This is a genomic window from Pseudomonas sp. B21-056 (genome assembly GCF_026016325.1).
Classification (GTDB): Bacteria; Pseudomonadota; Gammaproteobacteria; order Pseudomonadales; family Pseudomonadaceae; genus Aquipseudomonas.
The window spans coordinates 5,107,955-5,125,107 of the sequence record NZ_CP087203.1; the positions used below are offsets into that span (position 1 = coordinate 5,107,955).

Annotated in this window: 13 protein-coding genes and 1 pseudogene; 6 read left to right on the forward strand and 8 right to left on the reverse strand. The window is 59.5% G+C overall.

The annotated features are described in order from the left end of the window. The first annotated feature begins 32 nt into the window (after window positions 1-32). The 4 genes and pseudogenes from LOY67_RS22155 to LOY67_RS28665 form a co-directional block, all read left to right on the forward strand. Window positions 33-992, forward strand: a complete 960-nt coding sequence (locus LOY67_RS22155) for a cytochrome-c peroxidase (RefSeq protein WP_265064446.1) — start codon at window positions 33-35, stop codon at window positions 990-992. Next, window positions 989-2,791, forward strand: coding sequence for a DAHL domain-containing protein (locus tag LOY67_RS22160; RefSeq protein ID WP_265064447.1), 1,803 nt, complete (start codon window positions 989-991; stop codon window positions 2,789-2,791). Before LOY67_RS22155 ends, LOY67_RS22160 begins: the two co-directional genes overlap by 4 nt. Further along, a complete protein-coding gene (locus tag LOY67_RS22165; RefSeq protein WP_265064448.1) occupies window positions 2,788-4,194 on the forward strand; it encodes an ATP-binding protein in 1,407 nt (468 codons plus the stop codon). The genes LOY67_RS22160 and LOY67_RS22165 overlap by 4 nt, the downstream gene beginning before the upstream one ends. 763 nt (window positions 4,195-4,957) lie before the next feature. Continuing rightward, window positions 4,958-5,980: pseudogene (locus LOY67_RS28665) on the forward strand (FMN-binding glutamate synthase family protein); the annotation flags it as partial. Here the strand turns inward: LOY67_RS28665 and LOY67_RS28670 are convergent. From LOY67_RS28670 to LOY67_RS22190, 5 genes are all read right to left on the reverse strand, one after another. Beyond that, the gene (locus LOY67_RS28670) at window positions 5,932-6,114 is read right to left on the reverse strand and encodes a DNA repair protein RecO C-terminal domain-containing protein (protein WP_413776226.1); all 183 of its coding nucleotides are present in this window, start codon (window positions 6,112-6,114) and stop codon (window positions 5,932-5,934) included. The pseudogene LOY67_RS28665 and the gene LOY67_RS28670 sit on opposite strands and share 49 nt — an antisense overlap. A gap of 146 nt (window positions 6,115-6,260) precedes the next feature. After that, window positions 6,261-7,781 (reverse strand): glucosyltransferase domain-containing protein, encoded by a 1,521-nt coding sequence (locus LOY67_RS22175; protein WP_265064450.1) that lies wholly within the window; start codon window positions 7,779-7,781, stop codon window positions 6,261-6,263. Then, the gene (locus LOY67_RS22180; RefSeq protein ID WP_265064451.1) at window positions 7,781-8,731 is read right to left on the reverse strand and encodes a glycosyltransferase family 2 protein; all 951 of its coding nucleotides are present in this window, start codon (window positions 8,729-8,731) and stop codon (window positions 7,781-7,783) included. Before LOY67_RS22180 ends, LOY67_RS22175 begins: the two co-directional genes overlap by 1 nt. Then, window positions 8,728-9,102 (reverse strand): GtrA family protein, encoded by a 375-nt coding sequence (locus LOY67_RS22185; RefSeq protein ID WP_265064452.1) that lies wholly within the window; start codon window positions 9,100-9,102, stop codon window positions 8,728-8,730. The genes LOY67_RS22180 and LOY67_RS22185 overlap by 4 nt, the downstream gene beginning before the upstream one ends. 308 nt (window positions 9,103-9,410) lie before the next feature. Beyond that, entirely contained in the window at window positions 9,411-10,847 is a 1,437-nt protein-coding gene (locus LOY67_RS22190; RefSeq protein ID WP_265064453.1) for an amino acid permease, read from the reverse strand. A gap of 577 nt (window positions 10,848-11,424) precedes the next feature. Here LOY67_RS22190 and LOY67_RS22195 point away from each other — a divergent pair. Then, window positions 11,425-11,886 carry an REP-associated tyrosine transposase gene (locus LOY67_RS22195; protein ID WP_265064454.1) on the forward strand — a complete coding sequence of 154 codons (462 nt, stop codon included), beginning with the start codon at window positions 11,425-11,427 and terminating at the stop codon, window positions 11,884-11,886. A gap of 264 nt (window positions 11,887-12,150) precedes the next feature. Next, the gene (locus LOY67_RS22200) at window positions 12,151-15,258 is read left to right on the forward strand and encodes a transglycosylase domain-containing protein (RefSeq protein WP_265064455.1); all 3,108 of its coding nucleotides are present in this window, start codon (window positions 12,151-12,153) and stop codon (window positions 15,256-15,258) included. Window positions 15,259-15,270: 12 nt separating this feature from the next. On the opposite strand, the gene LOY67_RS22205 is transcribed toward LOY67_RS22200, so the two are convergent. From LOY67_RS22205 to LOY67_RS22215, 3 genes are all read right to left on the reverse strand, one after another. Further along, window positions 15,271-15,765, reverse strand: a complete 495-nt coding sequence (locus LOY67_RS22205; protein ID WP_265064456.1) for a fimbrial protein — start codon at window positions 15,763-15,765, stop codon at window positions 15,271-15,273. 107 nt (window positions 15,766-15,872) lie between these two features. After that, window positions 15,873-16,355 (reverse strand): CS1 type fimbrial major subunit, encoded by a 483-nt coding sequence (locus LOY67_RS22210; RefSeq protein WP_265064457.1) that lies wholly within the window; start codon window positions 16,353-16,355, stop codon window positions 15,873-15,875. A 44-nt stretch (window positions 16,356-16,399) separates the two neighbouring features. Beyond that, window positions 16,400-17,143 (reverse strand): molecular chaperone, encoded by a 744-nt coding sequence (locus tag LOY67_RS22215; RefSeq protein ID WP_265067807.1) that lies wholly within the window; start codon window positions 17,141-17,143, stop codon window positions 16,400-16,402. Between the last annotated feature and the right edge of the window lie 10 nt (window positions 17,144-17,153).

Genomic DNA, 17,153 nt, shown 5'->3' on the forward strand with positions numbered 1-17,153 from the left:
CCCATCAACCAAGAGATTCAAGGAAGCATCCGATGGCGTCATCTGGACTGTTATTCGCTCTCGGCCTGCTCATGGGCTTAGGCGTGACCGCTCACGCCGCACCACTGGACGAGCCGCTCAAACCGCTGCCCCCCGCTCCGAACCTGGACCCCAAGCGTGTCCAGTTGGGCCAGCGACTGTTCTTTGACCCACGGCTGTCGGTCAACAACACCCTGTCCTGCGCCAGTTGCCATCGACTGGACAAGGGCGGCGCCGACGACAAAGCACTTTCCCTGGGCTTCGACGGCAAACCGGTGGCGGTCAACACGCCCACCGTGTTCAACGCCAGCCTGAACTTCCACCAGTTCTGGGACGGTCGCGTCGACACCCTCGAAGAACAGGTGCATGCCGTGGTGACCAGCCCCACGGAAATGGGCAACACCTGGGAGTCGGTGGTCAAGCGCATCGCCGATGATCCGGGCTATGCCAAGGACTTTGCCAGTGCCTACCCCGACGGCGTCACCCAGCCCAATATCCAGGGTGCCCTGGCCGATTTCGAGCGCACCCTGCTGACGCCCAACTCGCGCTTCGACCAATATCTGCTGGGCAATACCGACATCCTCACGCCCCGGGAAAAGTTCGGTTACCAGCGTTTCAAGGAGTACGGCTGCATTGCTTGCCACCAGGGCGTGAACATCGGCGGCAACATGTTCCAGAAGTTCGGCGTCATGGGTGATTACATCGCGGACCGGGGCAACCCCACCCCGGCCGACGAAGGCCGCTTCAATATCACCGGCGATGAGTCCGACCGCCAGGTCTTCAAGGTACCCAGCCTACGCAACGTGGCCGTGACCGCGCCCTATTTCCATAGCGGCTCCGCCCCCACCCTGGAGCGTGCGGTGGAAGTGATGTTCAAGTACCAGTTGGGCCGTGAACCCGTGAAGAACGATACAGAGCTGATCGTCGAATTCCTCAAGACCCTGACCGGCGAATGGGAGGGCAAGCCACTATGAAGGCCCTTCGCCGCTTCGGCCTGTTCTTCATCGGCGCACTGCTCGCCTCGGTCCTGCTGTTCATGTACGTCAACTCGAGCGCACAGCAGGCGGCCTCGTACATTGAGTCCCGGGACCTGATCCGCCTGCTCAAGCAGCAGGACGCCATCTGGGACAACGAAGTGCTCAAGTCCCGGGTCGCCCTGAGCCACAACTACGACCCGCTGGTTTCCCCGCTGCACGAAATGACGCGCCTGTGGCAACGCCTCGACGCCATTGAATCGGAACAGGGACGCCACGGGCCCTCGCTCTGGGAAACCCAGCGCGACGAGTACCTCAAGGCAATCAAGGAAAAGACCCGCCTGGTGGAACAGTTCAAGTCCCACAACTCGGTGCTGCGCAACTCCCTGGCGTTCCTGCCCACCGCCGAGGACGACATCCAGGCCGAGTTCGCCCAACTGCCCGACGACGACAAACTGCAGTTGCAAAGTGTCGCCATCGACACCTACGACCTGTTGCTCAGCAGCATGGAGTTCTCGCTGCTCACCACCCGTGAAATTGCCGCCGAGGTGCTGCTTGGCCTGAATCGCCTCGATGTCAACAAGGAGCGCCTACCGGTAGGCCTGCATGACTCCATCGACATCCTGAGCCGGCACATCGCCCTGATCCTGCGCGAACAACCGCGGGTCAATGAGTTGCTGGAAGGCATCGAAGCCGTTCCCGTCTCGGATCATCTGGACGCCATCACCAACCTGCTCGAGAAGGACCAGGAAATAGCCGCCAGCAAGTACCAGCGCAATCACGTGTATCTGCTGGTGTTCGCCACCCTCCTGGTGTTGATCCTGATCTGGCTGGCCGTCCGGCTGGTGCGCAGCTTCGCCGAGATCAAGCACGTCAACAAAGCCCTGCAAACCGCCAACGACGAACTGGAACAACGGGTCGAGGAACGCACCCGCCAGCTCAAGGATACCCAGAGCGAACTGATGGACACCGCCCGCCAGGCCGGCATGGCGGAAATCGCCACCAACGTGCTGCACAACGTCGGCAACGTGCTCAACAGCGTGAACATTTCCGCCGACCTGGTCAGCCGCAAGCTGCGCAGCAGCAAGGCCCAGGGGTTGGGCAAGGCGATGAGCCTGATCAACGATCACCCCCATGACCTGGGGCATTTCCTCACCGAAGACGAGAAAGGCAAGCTGCTACCCGGCTACCTCAATCAACTGGTGGAAGCGATGACGGTCGAACAGCAGAGCCTGATCGACGAGTTGGCCCAGTTGAGCAAGAGCGTGGACCACATCAAGGACATCGTTTCCACGCAGCAATCCTACGCCGGCGCCAACAGCCTGATGGAGCCCCTGATGGTCAGCGAACTGCTCGAGGACGCGCTGCGCATGAACTCCGGAGCCCTGACCCGGCACCATGTGACGGTGATCAAGGAGTACGGCAACGTGCCGCGAATCATGGGCGACAAACACCGCTTGCTGCTGATCCTGATCAACCTGATCAGCAACGCCAAATACGCCATGGCCGGGGTTTCGAATCATGCGCGGAACATGACCCTGAGCGCGGCGGTCGTAAATGACGAGACCTTGCAGATCAGTGTCAAGGACGAAGGTGAAGGTATTCCGGAAGAAAACATGACACGAATCTTTGCCCACGGTTTTACTACACGCAAGGAAGGCCACGGGTTCGGCCTGCACAGCTGTGCAACGGCCGCCATCGAAATGAACGGCCGCCTCACCGCCCACAGTGAGGGGCCAGGCAAGGGGGCGACGTTCGTACTGCACGTTCCCCTGAAACTCGCGGAAGATGATTCATGAACAATTTGAATAACCGGCGCATTCTGTTGATCGACGATACGCCCGCCATTCATGAGGATTTTCGCAAGATTCTCACCCCCCAGGACGACAGCAACGCCGACCTGCAGGACATGGAAAGCGCGCTGTTTGGCGAAGCACCGAAACCGGTCGGCACGGTGTTCGAGCTCGACTCGGCCTATGGCGGCCAGGAAGGCTTGAGCAAATTGCAGGACGCACTGGTAAAGGATCGCCCGTATGCCCTGGCCTTCGTCGACATGCGCATGCCCGAGGGGTGGGACGGTGCCAAGACCATCGAAGAACTGTGGAAGGATGACCCGCAGTTGCAGGTGGTGGTTTGCACGGCCTATTCGGATTATTCCTGGGATGAACTGCTGGATCGACTGAACGGCCATGATCGCCTGTTGATCCTGAAAAAGCCCTTCGACAACATCGAAGTCCAGCAGATGGCCAACACCCTGACCACCAAATGGGAAATGACTTCGCGCGCGCAGTTGAAGATGAGCAAGCTCGAAGAGCTGGTGCAGCAACGCACCCAGGCGTTCAAGCAGGCCAGTACCCTGCTGCAGATGGAAATCGACGAACGCAAGATGCTCGAAACCCAGTTGGTGCAGTCGGAGAAACTCGCTTCGCTGGGTCAGTTGGCTGCCGGGGTGGCCCATGAAATCAACAACCCGATCGGTTTCATTTCTTCCAACCTGGGGGCACTGGACGGCTACTTCGGCAAACTGGAGGAAATGCTCCTGGCCTATGGCAACGCCGAAGAAGCCATCGCCTCGCCAGAACTGGTGATGTACCTGACCAAGCTGCGCGAACAGGTGGAGCTGGAGTTCCTCGTCGAGGACATTCCGTTGCTGATCAAGGAGTCCAAGGACGGCATCGCCCGGGTCGGACAGATCGTCAAGGACCTGAAGGACTTCTCCCGCGTGGATTCCAACCAGGAATGGCAGATGGCGAACCTGCAACAGGGCATGGACTCGACCCTGAACATCGTTGCCAACGAAATCAAGTACAAGGCCGACGTGATCAAGGAGTACAGCCCGCTGCCAGAGGTCGAATGCCTGCCGTCGCAGATCAATCAGGTGATCATGAACCTGATCGTCAACGCCGCCCAGGCCATCGGCCCCGAACGCGGCACCATCACCCTGCGTAACGGCGTCGACGGTGACACCGTGTGGATCGAGGTCGCCGACAACGGCTCGGGCATCCCGCCGGAAACCCTGCAAAAAATCTTCGACCCGTTCTTTACCACCAAACCCATCGGCCAGGGCACGGGGCTTGGGCTGTCGTTGTCCTATGGCATCGTGAAGAAGCACAACGGCGAGATCACCGTGCGCAGCGAAGTGGGCGTGGGTACGACGTTCCGGGTTGAATTGCCGGTGCGGCAGATGAGGTTGGTGGAGTGACCCTAAAGCCCGGAGAAAAATCGTCTGTGGCGAGCGCGCGTAGGAGCTGTCGAGCGAAGCGAGGCTGCGATCTTTTGATCTTTCGCTTGAGACTCAAGTGTCATTGGAAAGATCGCAGCCTCGCTTCGCTCGACAGCTCCTACGCGGCCCAGCGGGGATAAATCCCCTCGCCACAGATAAATCCCCTCACCACATGAAATCCTCTCATCACCGGTTGCCCAGCGTTTGGCCACCAGCGCAGAATGCCCCAATCCCCGTGGCGAGGGAGCTTGCTCCCGCTCGGGTGCGCAGCAGCCGCCCTCAGGATCGCTTCGCAATCCAGCGGGAGCAAGCTCCCTCGCCACAGAGCCCTTCGCCCCTACCCCAAGGAAACCGCATGAGCCTGTCTCTACTGAGCCGTTACGCCTTCTTTGCCGGCTGTGTGCTGTTCACCCTCGCCAGCCTGCCGTTCCTTGCGCATGACTGGCTCTGGCCGATTGCGCTGCTGACCGGGCTGCTGAGCCTGCTGGGGTTGTTCGACCTGCTGCAAAGCCGTCACGCCGTGCGGCGCAACTATCCGATCCTGGGCAATATCCGCTACCTGGTCGAAGGCATCCGCCCGGAGATCCGCCAATACCTGCTCGAATCCGACAGCGACGCCCTGCCCTTCTCCCGCGCCCAACGCTCATTGGTATATTCCCGGGCCAAGAACGAAAGCGCCGACAAACCCTTCGGCACCTTGATCGACGTTTACCAGGCCGGTTTCGAATTCATCGGCCACTCCATGCGCCCGGCCCCATTGAGCGACCCCAGCGGTTTTCGCGTAACGGTCGGCGGCCCGCAATGCGCCCAGCCGTACTCGGCCTCGGTGTTCAACATTTCCGCCATGAGCTTCGGCTCCCTGAGTGCCAACGCCATCCGGGCGTTGAACCAGGGGGCGAAGCTCGGCAACTTCGCCCACGACACCGGCGAAGGCAGCATCAGCCCCTACCACCGTGAACATGGCGGCGACCTGACCTGGGAGCTGGGCAGCGGTTATTTCGGCTGCCGCACCCCGGACGGCCACTTCGACCCGGAGCGTTTCGCCGCCCAGGCCCGGAACCCACAGGTACGGATGATCGAAATCAAGATGAGCCAGGGCGCCAAGCCCGGCCACGGCGGGATTCTGCCCAAGCACAAGGTCACCCGGGAAATCGCCGAAACCCGCGGCATCCGCATGGGCGAGGATTGCGTTTCACCGTCATGCCACAGCGCGTTTTCCACGCCCATCGAGTTGATGCGGTTCGTGCAGCAGTTGCGTGAGCTGTCCGGGGGCAAACCGGTGGGCTTCAAGTTCTGCCTGGGTCATCCATGGGAGTTCATGGGGATCGCTAAGGCCATGCTGGAAACCGGCATCCTGCCCGACTTCATCGTGGTCGATGGCAAGGAAGGCGGCACCGGCGCCGCACCGGTCGAGTTCACCGACCACATCGGCGCGCCGTTGCGCGAGGGCCTGCTGTTCGTTCACAACACCCTGGTGGGCCTGAACCTGCGGGACAAGATCAAGCTCGGCGCCAGCGGTAAGATCGTCAGCGCCTTCGACATCGCCAGCGTCCTGGCCATCGGCGCCGACTGGGCCAACGCCGCCCGGGGCTTCATGTTCGCCATCGGCTGCATCCAGTCGCAAAGCTGCCACACCAACAAATGCCCCACCGGCGTCGCCACCCAGGACACCTTGCGCCAACGCGCCCTGGTCGTCCCGGACAAGGCCCAGCGGGTCTACAGCTTCCACCGCAACACCCTCAAGGCCCTGGCGGAAATGCTCGCCGCCGCCGGCCTCGAACACCCTTCGCAACTGCAACCCAAGCATCTGGTCCGGCGGATGTCAGCGACTGAGATCAAGTTGTTTTCACAGTTGCATGTGTTTCTGAAGCCGGGGGAATTGCTGACGGGCGAGGTCAATGGCGCGTTTTACTCGCGGATGTGGCAGATGGCGCGGGCGGACAGTTTTGAGCCTTTGGAGGTGGGGGCTGCGTGAGCAATCGCGCAGCGAACCGTTTCGACGCTGCGCAACTTCAAAGCAACCGTAAGAACAAGCGGCCACATGACTATCGAGCCAAGTCGCCGCAGTTAACCGCACGACGATTGATCCGCGCAGGCTCTTTCATAACGATGAAACCATAGTCACCCAACAAATAAATCCGGTAATACTGGTTGTCCACGACGGGCACATAGCCTAGATAGCCAACATGCGTCGCATTGCGCCGCTCACGTTCCACAGCGACGTTGGTGATGCCCATTAACGGCAAGCTCTTCGAGAGCACGAGGTAATCGATGTTCAACAGATAAGGCAGAACCGGCAGCTGTTGGAACGAGCCGCAAGCGCTTACCAGCCAGTAGTCAGAATAGGTGACCGATAGATAAATCCGCTTGGCCTCGTACAGCTCCTGGTGCGAAGTAATGTCATACCCCAGACTGTAAAGCGCACCGTTGGTGAAGGTTTTTTGCAAGGTCAGCACCCGGCCATAAGCGAAGGACAGTGAAAGCGTTGCCAAAAGCGGAATGATGAGCAGCAGCGGCAGACGAGGATGGATCGGTGCAAGGGCCAGATAAGCAAGATAAAACAACAACATCAGCAACACGCCGAAGCCCATCAGGGTGCGAGCGCCTTCGTTGAAATCACGAAATAACAGCGTGATGCCAGGTACCAGCAGGATCAATAAGGGCAACGTCAGCAAACACCCCAGGACCATCACGACAGTTCTCCAACGTTGTTCCTCACACTCCAGTATCCGGCAGCCCAACCGCATGACACCTATAAACGCCCACAGAATCAGCGCGGCCAATAGCCAGGCGTATCCGCCGTGAAACAGTAACGCGACCTTCTCTGACACTCGTCCGATATTGATGCCGATCTGCAGCAGCGGATCGGCTTTCCAATTCAACAATGCAGTGCGCTCCGTTCCCATGATCAACACGGCGATGGCAAAATAAATCAGAACGGCCAAGCCAAGTTGAGTCAGCTTCCGACCCAATATTTCCAGCCACTGTGGGTACGGTTCCCGTTTATATGCCGCCCTGAGCAGTTCCAGGCAACACAGGCCCAGGAACACATTGAAACTGACCTGATAGAGCCCGAATGCCAACACCAACAACCCGACTGGCAACCACCATTGACGTATTCGCGAAGTCTGCTGAAAGGTCACTGCGTAAATGACAGCAACCAGACTCAGTGCCATAGCGGGACCGTCATATTGATACGACAGGTTCTGCAACAGAAAGGGGTTGTACCAGAGGGGCAACGAGACCAAACAACAGGCCAGTGTCGGCTGAGGGAAGTAATGAAAGGTCAGGCGAGTCAAAGCCATGGACATGGCCAATGCGACGCACAACAACGGCAGCGGAAAGACATCCGGCGCGGCGCGGGTGAAGGACAGCGCTTGATATAACAGATCAGAGAACCAGCGCCCTTGGTCAGTCCAGGCCATTCCCGCTTCCAGCGCCCGCCAGTTATCGTCGATATAGCGAAAATCAGCAAGAATCAGCGGCAGGACGTAGAGCAAGATTGCCGTCAAGAAAAACAACGCGATCTGGTGACGATTGAGCTCGCGATAGAAAAAGTCGCTCATCATGACCCATCCCGGGATTTCACCCTGCCTTCCCGGATCATTTCCTTGATGACATACCGAGGCCGATGCTTAGTCTCCAGATAGATCCGCCCGATGTACTCACCCAGCACCCCGATACCCACCAGTTGCACACCGCCCAAGAACAAAATCGCAACCATCAGCGATGGATAACCCGGCATATCGTTACCAAACAGAATTTTGTCCAGCACCATGTAAATCGCATACAGAAGCGAAACCAACGAAATGCAACCGCCCACGTAAGTCCACAACCGCAACGGCACCGTGCTGAACGAAGTAATGCCTTCAAGCGCAAGGTTCCACAACTTCCAGCCATTGAACTTGCTCTTGCCGGCAACGCGACGGGGCCGATCATATTCGATGACCACGGTGTTGAAACCGGCCCACGACAACACACCCTTCATGAACAGCTGGTATTCGGGAAGTGCCTTGATCACTTCCACCACATTGCGGTCCATCAGGCGAAAATCCCCGACGTTCTGTTCGATGTGCGGGTTGGCAATGTGATTGAGCACACCATAGAACAGTGCCGCTCCCCGGCGCTTGAGATAACTGTCCGATGAGCGATCGCGCCGCTTGGCCAGCACCACTTCGGCGCCCCTCTCCCATTCGGCGATCAGCCGTGGAATGACGTCGATGGGATCCTGTAGGTCCACGTCCATCGGGATCACCACATCGCCGCTAGCGTACTCAAGGCCGGCAAACAGGGCAGGTTCCTTGCCAAAGTTACGGGAGAAGGTGATCAATAGGACCCGGCTGTCCACAAGTGCGATCTCGCGGGCGATAGCGGCGGTCTGGTCGGCGCTGCCGTCGTTGATAAATACAATCTCGACGGCATGGTCTTTCAACGCCGGATGCCGACGGACACTGTCGTAAAACAGGTGGATGGCCTGTTCTTCATTGAATACCGGAACGATCAACGAAACGTTCATTGGCGATGTCCACGAAACACTACAAAACGAGACAACAGGAAACCGATCACCAGGCTCAACAGCGAAAATACCGCCACGGTCAGCAGGCCGTGGATATGCCAGCGATCGCCCAGGTAACCCACTAAGAAGCTGAGGGCACCCATGACACATAAGAAAAGAACATAGCCGAACACTGAGGTCTTGGCCTCGAAGGTGTAGAGCGCATTCACATAAAAAGAGAATGAGGCCGCGACATAGAAGGCAACGAAATTACTCATCGCTTGATTGAAGCCGAACGCTACCCGCAGCACGAAAAACACCTGCCAATGGATCAGCGTATTGGCCAGCCCAACCAGTGCGTAAGTGAGAAAAGCTTTCCATATCGCGTTCATGAATACTCCCGACCGTGTCGGTGCTTCAGGCGACTTAATCTAGTGTCCTGTCTCGGAAGTACGTTCTCTTTTGGCGAGTGGCTTGGTTGTTCGGCCAAGGCGCCGCGACGAGTCATAGCAGGGCTATGGCGAGGAGTGGTAACGCTGGCCGGGCACCCAAGACGCCGCCAAAAATGAACAGCTTATTTCCGAGACAGGACACTAGGGTATCTGTCGATACTCGATCTACTGTAAGAACTAACAGGTGTCCTGTAGTTCAGTTGGTGGTGGCGCACAAAAAACCCCGATCATCCGACCGGGGCTCTCTTTTATTTCACGCTCAATTTACGAAGCTGAACGCACTGCGCCCTGCCCCTCGCGGTCGGCTGCAACTTAAAGGTATAAAACAACACCGTCAGCAACACCAGAAACGCCGGCCCCACATACAGCGCCACCCGTGTATCCGGGAAGTACGCCATCAGCCCCACCACCAATACCAGGAACGCCAACGCCAGGTACGAGCTGACCGGGTACAGCCACATGCGGTATTTCAACGCCGCACGCTCGGACGCGCTCAGGCCTTTGCGGAACCTGAGCTGGGCCAGCAGGATCATGACCCAGGTCCAGATCGCACCGAAGGTGGCGATGGAGGTCACCCAGACGAAGACTTTTTCCGGCACCAAGTAATTGAGCAACACGCCCAATAGCAATGCGGCAATGGACAACAACAATGCGCGGCGCGGTACGCCGTTGGCCGAGGTGGTGGCGAAACCGGCCGGGGCCTGGCCGTTCTGGGCCAGGCTGTAGAGCATACGTCCGGTGCTGAAGATGCCGCCGTTACAGGACGACAGCGCTGCGGTGATGACCACGAAGTTGATGATGCCGGCGGCGGTCTTGATGCCCAGGCGCTCGAAAGTCATCACGAACGGGCTGCCCTGGGTGCCGATCTCGCTCCACGGGTAGATCGACAGGATCACGAACAACGCGCCGACATAGAACAGCAGGATCCGCCAGAACACCGAGCCGATGGCGTTGGGGATGGTTTTCTGCGGGTTCTTCGCCTCACCGGCGGTCAGGCCGATCATCTCCACGCCCAGGTAGGCGAACATCACCATCTGCAGGGACATCAGCACGCCCTGCACGCCATTGGGCATGAACCCACCATGGCTCCAGAGATTGGAAATGCCCAGGGCCACGCCGTCGTTGCCGAACCCGAAGGCAATGATGCCCACGCCGCCGATGACCATGGCGATGATGGTCACGATCTTGATCAGGGCGAACCAGAACTCGAACTCGCCGAAGGCCTTGACCGCGATCAGGTTGATCGAGCCCATGCTGACCAGTGCGGCCAGGGCCCAGATCCAGCGAGGCACGTCGGGGAACCAGATGCCCATGTACACCGCCACCGCGGTGATTTCCGCCACGCAGGTCACCAGCCACAGGAACCAGTAGTTCCAGCCGGTCAGGAAACCGGCCAGCGGGCCGAGGTAATCCTGGGCATAACGGCTGAACGAACCGGCCACCGGATTGTGCACGGCCATCTCGCCGAGGGCGCGCATGATCACCAGAATCGCCAGGCCACCCATGATGTAGGACAGCATGATCGCCGGGCCGGCCATTTCGATGGCCTTGGCCGAACCGAGGAACAGCCCGACACCGATGCAGGCGCCAAGCGCCATCAGGCGGATATGCCGCTCGCCGAGCTCACGTTTGAGCGGACCACCCTGGGCGGTCTCGCCAGGGGGCAGATGATTGCCGACAGGCATAGGGATACAACTCCGTGTTGTTATTGGATGAGCCACCGGGTTTCCAGGGCCACAGGCCAATAAGCCTGCCACCCTGCCGAAACCGGGCCTGTCTCGTGGACAGACCGTCCCGCAAGCCGGAACTTCAAGGTCGGTGGGCCGTGCAGTATAAAAAGTGCGGGATAGAGAGTTTCACTGTAAAAACTTGGAAATTCAGGGATAAGCCATAGCTAAAGTTGGGTTTTTGGAGATGTATTGACTGGGATTACAGGGGATTGAATGGGTAAACGAGGCGGTTGGGGTTGCACCTCAGCAAATAGCCCTAACCCAAGACGCTCAGCCATCCCATACCCTGTGGCGAGGGAGCTTGCTCCCGCTCGGCTGCGCAGCAGACGCAAAAATGGAATGGGTGAAGGTCATCATCGGTTGGAAAAAGTAAGAGCGGCTTAACCCGAAGCGTCGGACCGAACCAGCGGGAGCAAGCTCCCTCGCCTCAGGTCCTACCTCTTTTTGGGAAACGTCGTTCGAGCATCAACGCGTCGGTGCAATGTAGGTGCGACTACCGTAGATAAATACTCCAGCCACAGGAAGCCAAGGAATGCGTCCTCCACATCCAAACTCTCATCGCTTGCGTCACGGCCGCGCTTCGGAACAGGGGCGAGGCTATCTCGTCACGACGGTTGTTCACCAACGTAACCCTCTGTTCAGAGACTGGCGACTGGCTCGACTGCTGATTGCAGAGTTGCGTCTGGCCCATGACCTGGGCCATGTCAACTCGTTGGCTTGGGTTGTGATGCCAGACCACATGCACTGGTTGATGCAACTGGAGCAAGCCCGACTCCCTCATGTCATGCAGGCCGTCAAATCTCGCAGCACCCTTGCAATTAATCGGGCAATGAATAGACAAGGTGCCTTCTGGCAAAGCGGCTTCCACGACCGCGCAATACGCGACAACGAAGACCTGCAAGCCGTCGCCCACTACATCGTTGCCAATCCGCTTCGTGCAGGGTTGGTGGACCGCATTGGCGATTACCCACATTGGGATGCCATTTGGCTATAGGTGCTCTTGCCCCGCTGGGACGGTCCGACGCCTCGGGCGAAGCCGTTCCTGCTTTTTTCAACCGATGATGATCTTCAGCCCCTCCATTGTTGCGTCTGCTGCGCAGCCGAGCGGGAGCAAGCTCCCTCGCCACGAAGGCCCACCAGGCTCCTGGCATCGATGAACGCCATTGGGTTGAGTGTCCACAATTTCCTCTCCTCCCACGCAAACCACCGTCTAAGCTTCAAGCAAGTCCGATCAATCAGCATGAATGGATCAGTGACTATGGGCGCTTTGTGGCAGACCGATTCGAGCAAACCTGTGGTCCCGACTGAACGTATGGAAGAAGCGCCTACACCCCCAAAAAAACGCCGCGCACGGCATGGCTGGCGGGCGTTCTGGTTGCTGCTGCTGATTATCATCGTGGTGGTCGGCCTCGCGGTGGCCAAGGAAATGCGCACCTCGCGGTTCCAGGCCAGGGAGATCAGCAAATACGCCGCATCCCTGAGCTACTCGGTGCAACCGGGGCCCAGCGATGCCGTCGTTTATCCCGGTGCAGGCCCGTTCGACCGGCGGCTGGGCTACAGCTCGCTGGGGGAGTTCCTGCCGCGACTGCTCAAGCGCAACTACGTGATCCAGGCCCAGACGCGCTTCTCACCAGCCCTGATGGACTACGTCGCAAAAGGCCTGTTCGTGCCCTATCCGGAAAAGATCCAGGCCGGCCTGACCATCACCGATTGCCGCGCCGCGCCGCTCTACCAGTTCAAGTACCCACAACAGCTATATGCGAGTTTCGACGCCATCCCTCCGGTGGTGGTACAAAGCCTGCTGTTCATCGAGAACCGCTTCCTGCTCGATCCCCGGCAACCTCAGGCCAACCCGGCAGTGGACTGGCCACGCTTTGGCATGGCGGCATGGTCGCAAGTGGCCAAGTTGCTGAGCCTGCCGGGGCAGTCCGCTGGCGGCAGTACCCTGGCGACGCAACTGGAAAAGTACCGCCACTCCCCCGATGGCCTGACCGTTTCGGGAGGCGAGAAGATCCGCCAGATGATTTCCGCCAGCGTGCGCGCCTATCAGGCCGGTCCGCAGACCCTCGAGGCACGGCAGCGGATCGTGCGCGACTACCTCAACAGCGTGCCGCTCTCTGCCGTACCGGGGCACGGAGAAGTGCATGGCATGGCTGAAGGCTTGCGGGTCTGGTACGGCGCCGATTTCAACCGGGCCAACGAGCAGTTGTTCAGCACCGCCACCGACCCACGGAGTCTGGCGGAAAAGGGTCTGGCCCTGCGGGAAATGCTGTCGTTGATGATCGCCCAGCGCCGCCCTTCCCATTACCTGTCCAAGGGGCATGACGAACTGGCGAGCCTGACGGACAGTCACCTCCGGCTGCTGGCCCAGAACGGTGTAATCGACGGCGCCCTGGCCGATGCCGCCCTGGCGAGCAAGGTCAGTTATCGCGATTGGGTGCAGCAACCGACGATCCAGCCCAACGAAACCAACAAAGGCATCAGCGCCGCCCGCAGTCGCCTCGCCACGCTGCTCAACCGTCCGCTGTACGACCTCGATCGCCTGGACCTGTCCGCCACCAGCACCTTGCAAAACGACTTGCAGACCCAGGCCACCGAGTACCTCAAGCGCCTGGCCGACCCGGCCTTCGCGACCGAGATCGGCCTGATGGGCGAACGCCTGCTCACCCCCACCAGCACCACCCAGGTACGCTACAGCTTTACCCTGCTGGAACTGACCCCGGATGGTTCGCGCGTGCGGGTGCAGACCGACAGCACCGACCAGCCTTTCGACATCAACGAAGGCAGCAAACTCGAACTGGGCTCCACCGCCAAGCTGCGGGTACTCACCACCTACCTGCAGATCATGGCCGAACTGCACGACCGCTACGGCGCGCAAACCCCGGCGGCCCTGAAAAAAGTCGAGGTCGCCGAGCAGGATCGCCTGTCCCGCTGGGCCGTCGACTACCTGATCCAGAACAGCGACCGCAGCCTGCCGAAGATGCTCGAGGCGGCATTGGATCGCACGTACTCAGCCAGCCCCGGCGAGGCATTTTTCACCGGTGGCGGACTGCACACCTTCCACAACTTCCGTAGCGAGGATAACGGCCGCAACCCCACCTTGCGCGATGCCTTGCGCGAGTCGATCAACCTGCCGTTCATTCGCCTGATGCGCGACCTGGTGCGCTACGCCACGTATGCCGGCCCCAACAACAGCGCCGAATTGCTCAAGGACGACAGTGACCCGCGGCGCCAGGAATACCTGGCCCAGTTCGCTGACCGCGAAGGCACCTCGTTCCTGCTCAGGTTCTGGAAGAAGTATCAGAAAAAGGACACCAGCCAGCGCCTCGAAACCTTTCTCGACAGCATGCACCCCACGGCAATCCGGCTGGCCGCCGTGCACCGCTATTTCTTTCCCAACGACAGCCAGGACAGCTTCAATCGCTTCGTGCGTTCCCACCTGCTATCGACCAAGAACGCCGAGAAACTCACCGACGAACGCCTCGAACGGCTCTACCAGAGCTACGGTCCCGGCGCCTACGACCTGCCGGACCAGGGCTTCATCGCCAAGGTCCACCCGCTCGATCTATGGTTGATGGGTTACCTGCTGAACAACCCCGACGCCAAGTTCAGCCAGATCGTCAAGGCCAGTGAGTTCGAACGCCAGGAAGTCTACAGCTGGCTGTTCAAGAGTCGGCACAAGAGTGCCCGCGACAGTCGCATCCGCACCATGCTCGAGATCGAAGCGTTCCTGGATATCCACCAGCGCTGGCAGCAGGTCGGCTACCCGTTCGACCATCTGGTGCCGTCACTGGCCACCGCCATCGGCAGTTCCGGCGACCGCCCCGCCGCGTTGGCGGAACTGGTGGGCACCATTCTCAACGACGGCATCCGCCAACCGGCGCTGCGGGTCGACAGCCTGCACTTTGCCGTCGACACACCCTACGAGACGCAACTGGTCAATGACCCGGACAAAGGCAAGCGCGTGATGCCGGCCGAAGTGGCCCAGGCCCTGCGCGGTGCGCTGTCCCAGGTGGTGGATGCCGGCACCGCGAAACGGGTGGCCGGCAGTTTCAAACTGGCCGACGGCACGCCGCTGGCCATGGGTGGCAAGACCGGCACCGGCGACAACCGCATCGAAGCCATCGGCGCCGGTGGACGCATCCTCAGTTCCAAGTCGATCAACCGCACGGCCACCTTCGTGTTCTACATCGGCGACAGCCATTTCGGCACCCTTACGGCTTATGTACCGGGGGCCTCGGCGCAGAATTTCAAGTTCACCTCGGCCTTGCCGGTGCAGGTGCTCAAGGGGATGGCGCCGTTCCTCACGCCCTACTTGCAGCCGGGCAGCCATACCCAGTGCACGCCGTTGGTGGCGCGCCAGTAACGGATGTGCGGATTACGGCGTCACCCGAGGCACCGCGTCGAAAATCACGATAAAGCCGACCGTGTATAAGCCCCCCGTGAGCTTCGTAGGAATGGCATCTGCACTGATGACCATTTCGGCCTGGGTTCCTGGCGTAGACGTGGCATCGTCCACCACTTCGACGGGCACGGCACTCAGGCGAACATTGTTGAACTTGACCCGCAGAGGGATAGCCTGATTACCGTTACTCAGATCGGGCTGGTCCTCCGGCAAATGCGCATGGATCGAGCCGTCGGTATTTTTCACATCAAAGGTCTGGCGTAAAACACTCAGATTATTTTTGATCGGATCGTAATACATGTATTCGTCCTTACCGAATTCCGGATCCCGTGGCTGCACATGAAACTGCTGGGGCGGAATGTTCGCGCTGACATGGATGGCTGAACGTGCATCATCAGCCCCCCATGCCAGCGAAGGACTCAAGGCCGCAGCGACCAGGGTAGTAACGGATACGAATTGCTTGAACATGCTTAACATCCTTTTATTTTTTGTTTGAAAAGCGGAGAAACAACGCCAGTGCCCCACCATCACTGTCAAAACACAGAACCTGTATCGGCTCGATGTGTGCTGATCGCTTACGGCGCCGTGGCATCGAACACCATGTGCACCGTGCCGTAGTAATCGCCAGGCTTGTAGTCGTCATCGGGTTTGATGGCGGCTATTTCCAGCGGCACCTGGCGTCCGGGCCTGGCCTCGGTGGCGGAGACCACCTGGGTTGAGTCCAGGGTCAGTAGCACGCCGTTGAAGCGCACACGCAGGTCGATGCGCTCACGACCATTGGACAGGTAAGCCTCCTCCCCGAGGCGTGCGCCAATGGAGCCGTTGCTGTTCTTCACCTCGTAGGTCGCCCGTAACGGGATGAGGTCCGAGGTGATGGTGCTGAAGGGCAAGCGCTGCTCGCGCTGGACCAGTTGCGGGTCGAGGGGCAACACATAGAAGTCGGCCGTCGGAATGGTCACGTAGAGTTCGAAGGTTTCCCGCTCGACAGCTCCCCAGGCCAAGGCCCAAGGGAATACCAGCGCGGTCAATACGAGGGGGTGTATCAGTGTCTTGATCATTTGATTTACCTCTTGCGTCAGCGACGACTCGGCGACGGTCACCGTCAGCCCTTGATCTCGACGTTTTTTGTCGCGCCGCCTTCGATCAGGGTGAAGCGATATTCCCGCCCCGCTTCCTTGTCGAAGGAAAACGTGCGGCCGGTCATGACGTGGTGCTTGGTGGTCGGCCGGCATTCGTTCTCTTTCTTCGCTTCGCAGTCCTTGAACTCATCGATCACTACCACGCTGTTGCCGTTGTTGCGCAGCATGTAGCGATTGGCGCTGTTATCGATCACCGTGTCGAAGCGGGTGTTTCTGGGCCGCACGAAGAACACCGTGCCGTATCCCGCCAGTACCTTGACCCCGGCCCCCACGCGCTCTTTTTTATACGCCTCACGCTCTTCCGCACTGACCGCAAACTCGTCTTCCGCTTCCGGCACCACCGGCACGAAACGCACCCGGAAGTAACGCTCCTTGTCACGGTCGCCCATGAACAGCAAGCGCGTGCCCTGCACACCGTTGGCCGGCACGATCAGGCGCGCCGGGCTGGCCATCAGACCGTCCTTGGCCTGGGCGCTGGCCTGGTTCTGCAGGGGCACCTCGCTGTAGGTGCCGTCTTCGTTGTAGATGATTTCCAGGATGTTCACCTTGACGAAAGCCGTCGACGTGCCGCCGTTGAACACCCGCTTCATGTACGTGGTCTTGTTGCCATCCAGGTAGTCGTAGACCACCCCGACACCGATCTGCGGACTGGCCTGAGCCACGCCACAAAACAGGGAAAAACCAACCCATGCCCATAGATGTTTCATCACTTGCTTA

What these genes read in the sequence shown, in the direction of transcription:
- LOY67_RS22155 (WP_265064446.1), top strand. Translation starts at nt 33, where the DNA reads ATGGCGTCATCTGGACTGTTATTCGCTCTCGGCCTGCTCATGGGCTTA.
- LOY67_RS22160 (WP_265064447.1), top strand. Translation starts at nt 989, where the DNA reads ATGAAGGCCCTTCGCCGCTTCGGCCTGTTCTTCATCGGCGCACTGCTC.
- LOY67_RS22165 (WP_265064448.1), top strand. Translation starts at nt 2,788, where the DNA reads ATGAACAATTTGAATAACCGGCGCATTCTGTTGATCGACGATACGCCC.
- LOY67_RS22175 (WP_265064450.1), bottom strand. Translation starts at nt 7,781, where the DNA reads ATGAGCGACTTTTTCTATCGCGAGCTCAATCGTCACCAGATCGCGTTG.
- LOY67_RS22180 (WP_265064451.1), bottom strand. Translation starts at nt 8,731, where the DNA reads ATGAACGTTTCGTTGATCGTTCCGGTATTCAATGAAGAACAGGCCATC.
- LOY67_RS22185 (WP_265064452.1), bottom strand. Translation starts at nt 9,102, where the DNA reads ATGAACGCGATATGGAAAGCTTTTCTCACTTACGCACTGGTTGGGCTG.
- LOY67_RS22190 (WP_265064453.1), bottom strand. Translation starts at nt 10,847, where the DNA reads ATGCCTGTCGGCAATCATCTGCCCCCTGGCGAGACCGCCCAGGGTGGT.
- LOY67_RS22195 (WP_265064454.1), top strand. Translation starts at nt 11,425, where the DNA reads ATGCGTCCTCCACATCCAAACTCTCATCGCTTGCGTCACGGCCGCGCT.
- LOY67_RS22200 (WP_265064455.1), top strand. Translation starts at nt 12,151, where the DNA reads ATGGGCGCTTTGTGGCAGACCGATTCGAGCAAACCTGTGGTCCCGACT.
- LOY67_RS22205 (WP_265064456.1), bottom strand. Translation starts at nt 15,765, where the DNA reads ATGTTCAAGCAATTCGTATCCGTTACTACCCTGGTCGCTGCGGCCTTG.
- LOY67_RS22210 (WP_265064457.1), bottom strand. Translation starts at nt 16,355, where the DNA reads ATGATCAAGACACTGATACACCCCCTCGTATTGACCGCGCTGGTATTC.
- LOY67_RS22215 (WP_265067807.1), bottom strand. Translation starts at nt 17,143, where the DNA reads ATGAAACATCTATGGGCATGGGTTGGTTTTTCCCTGTTTTGTGGCGTG.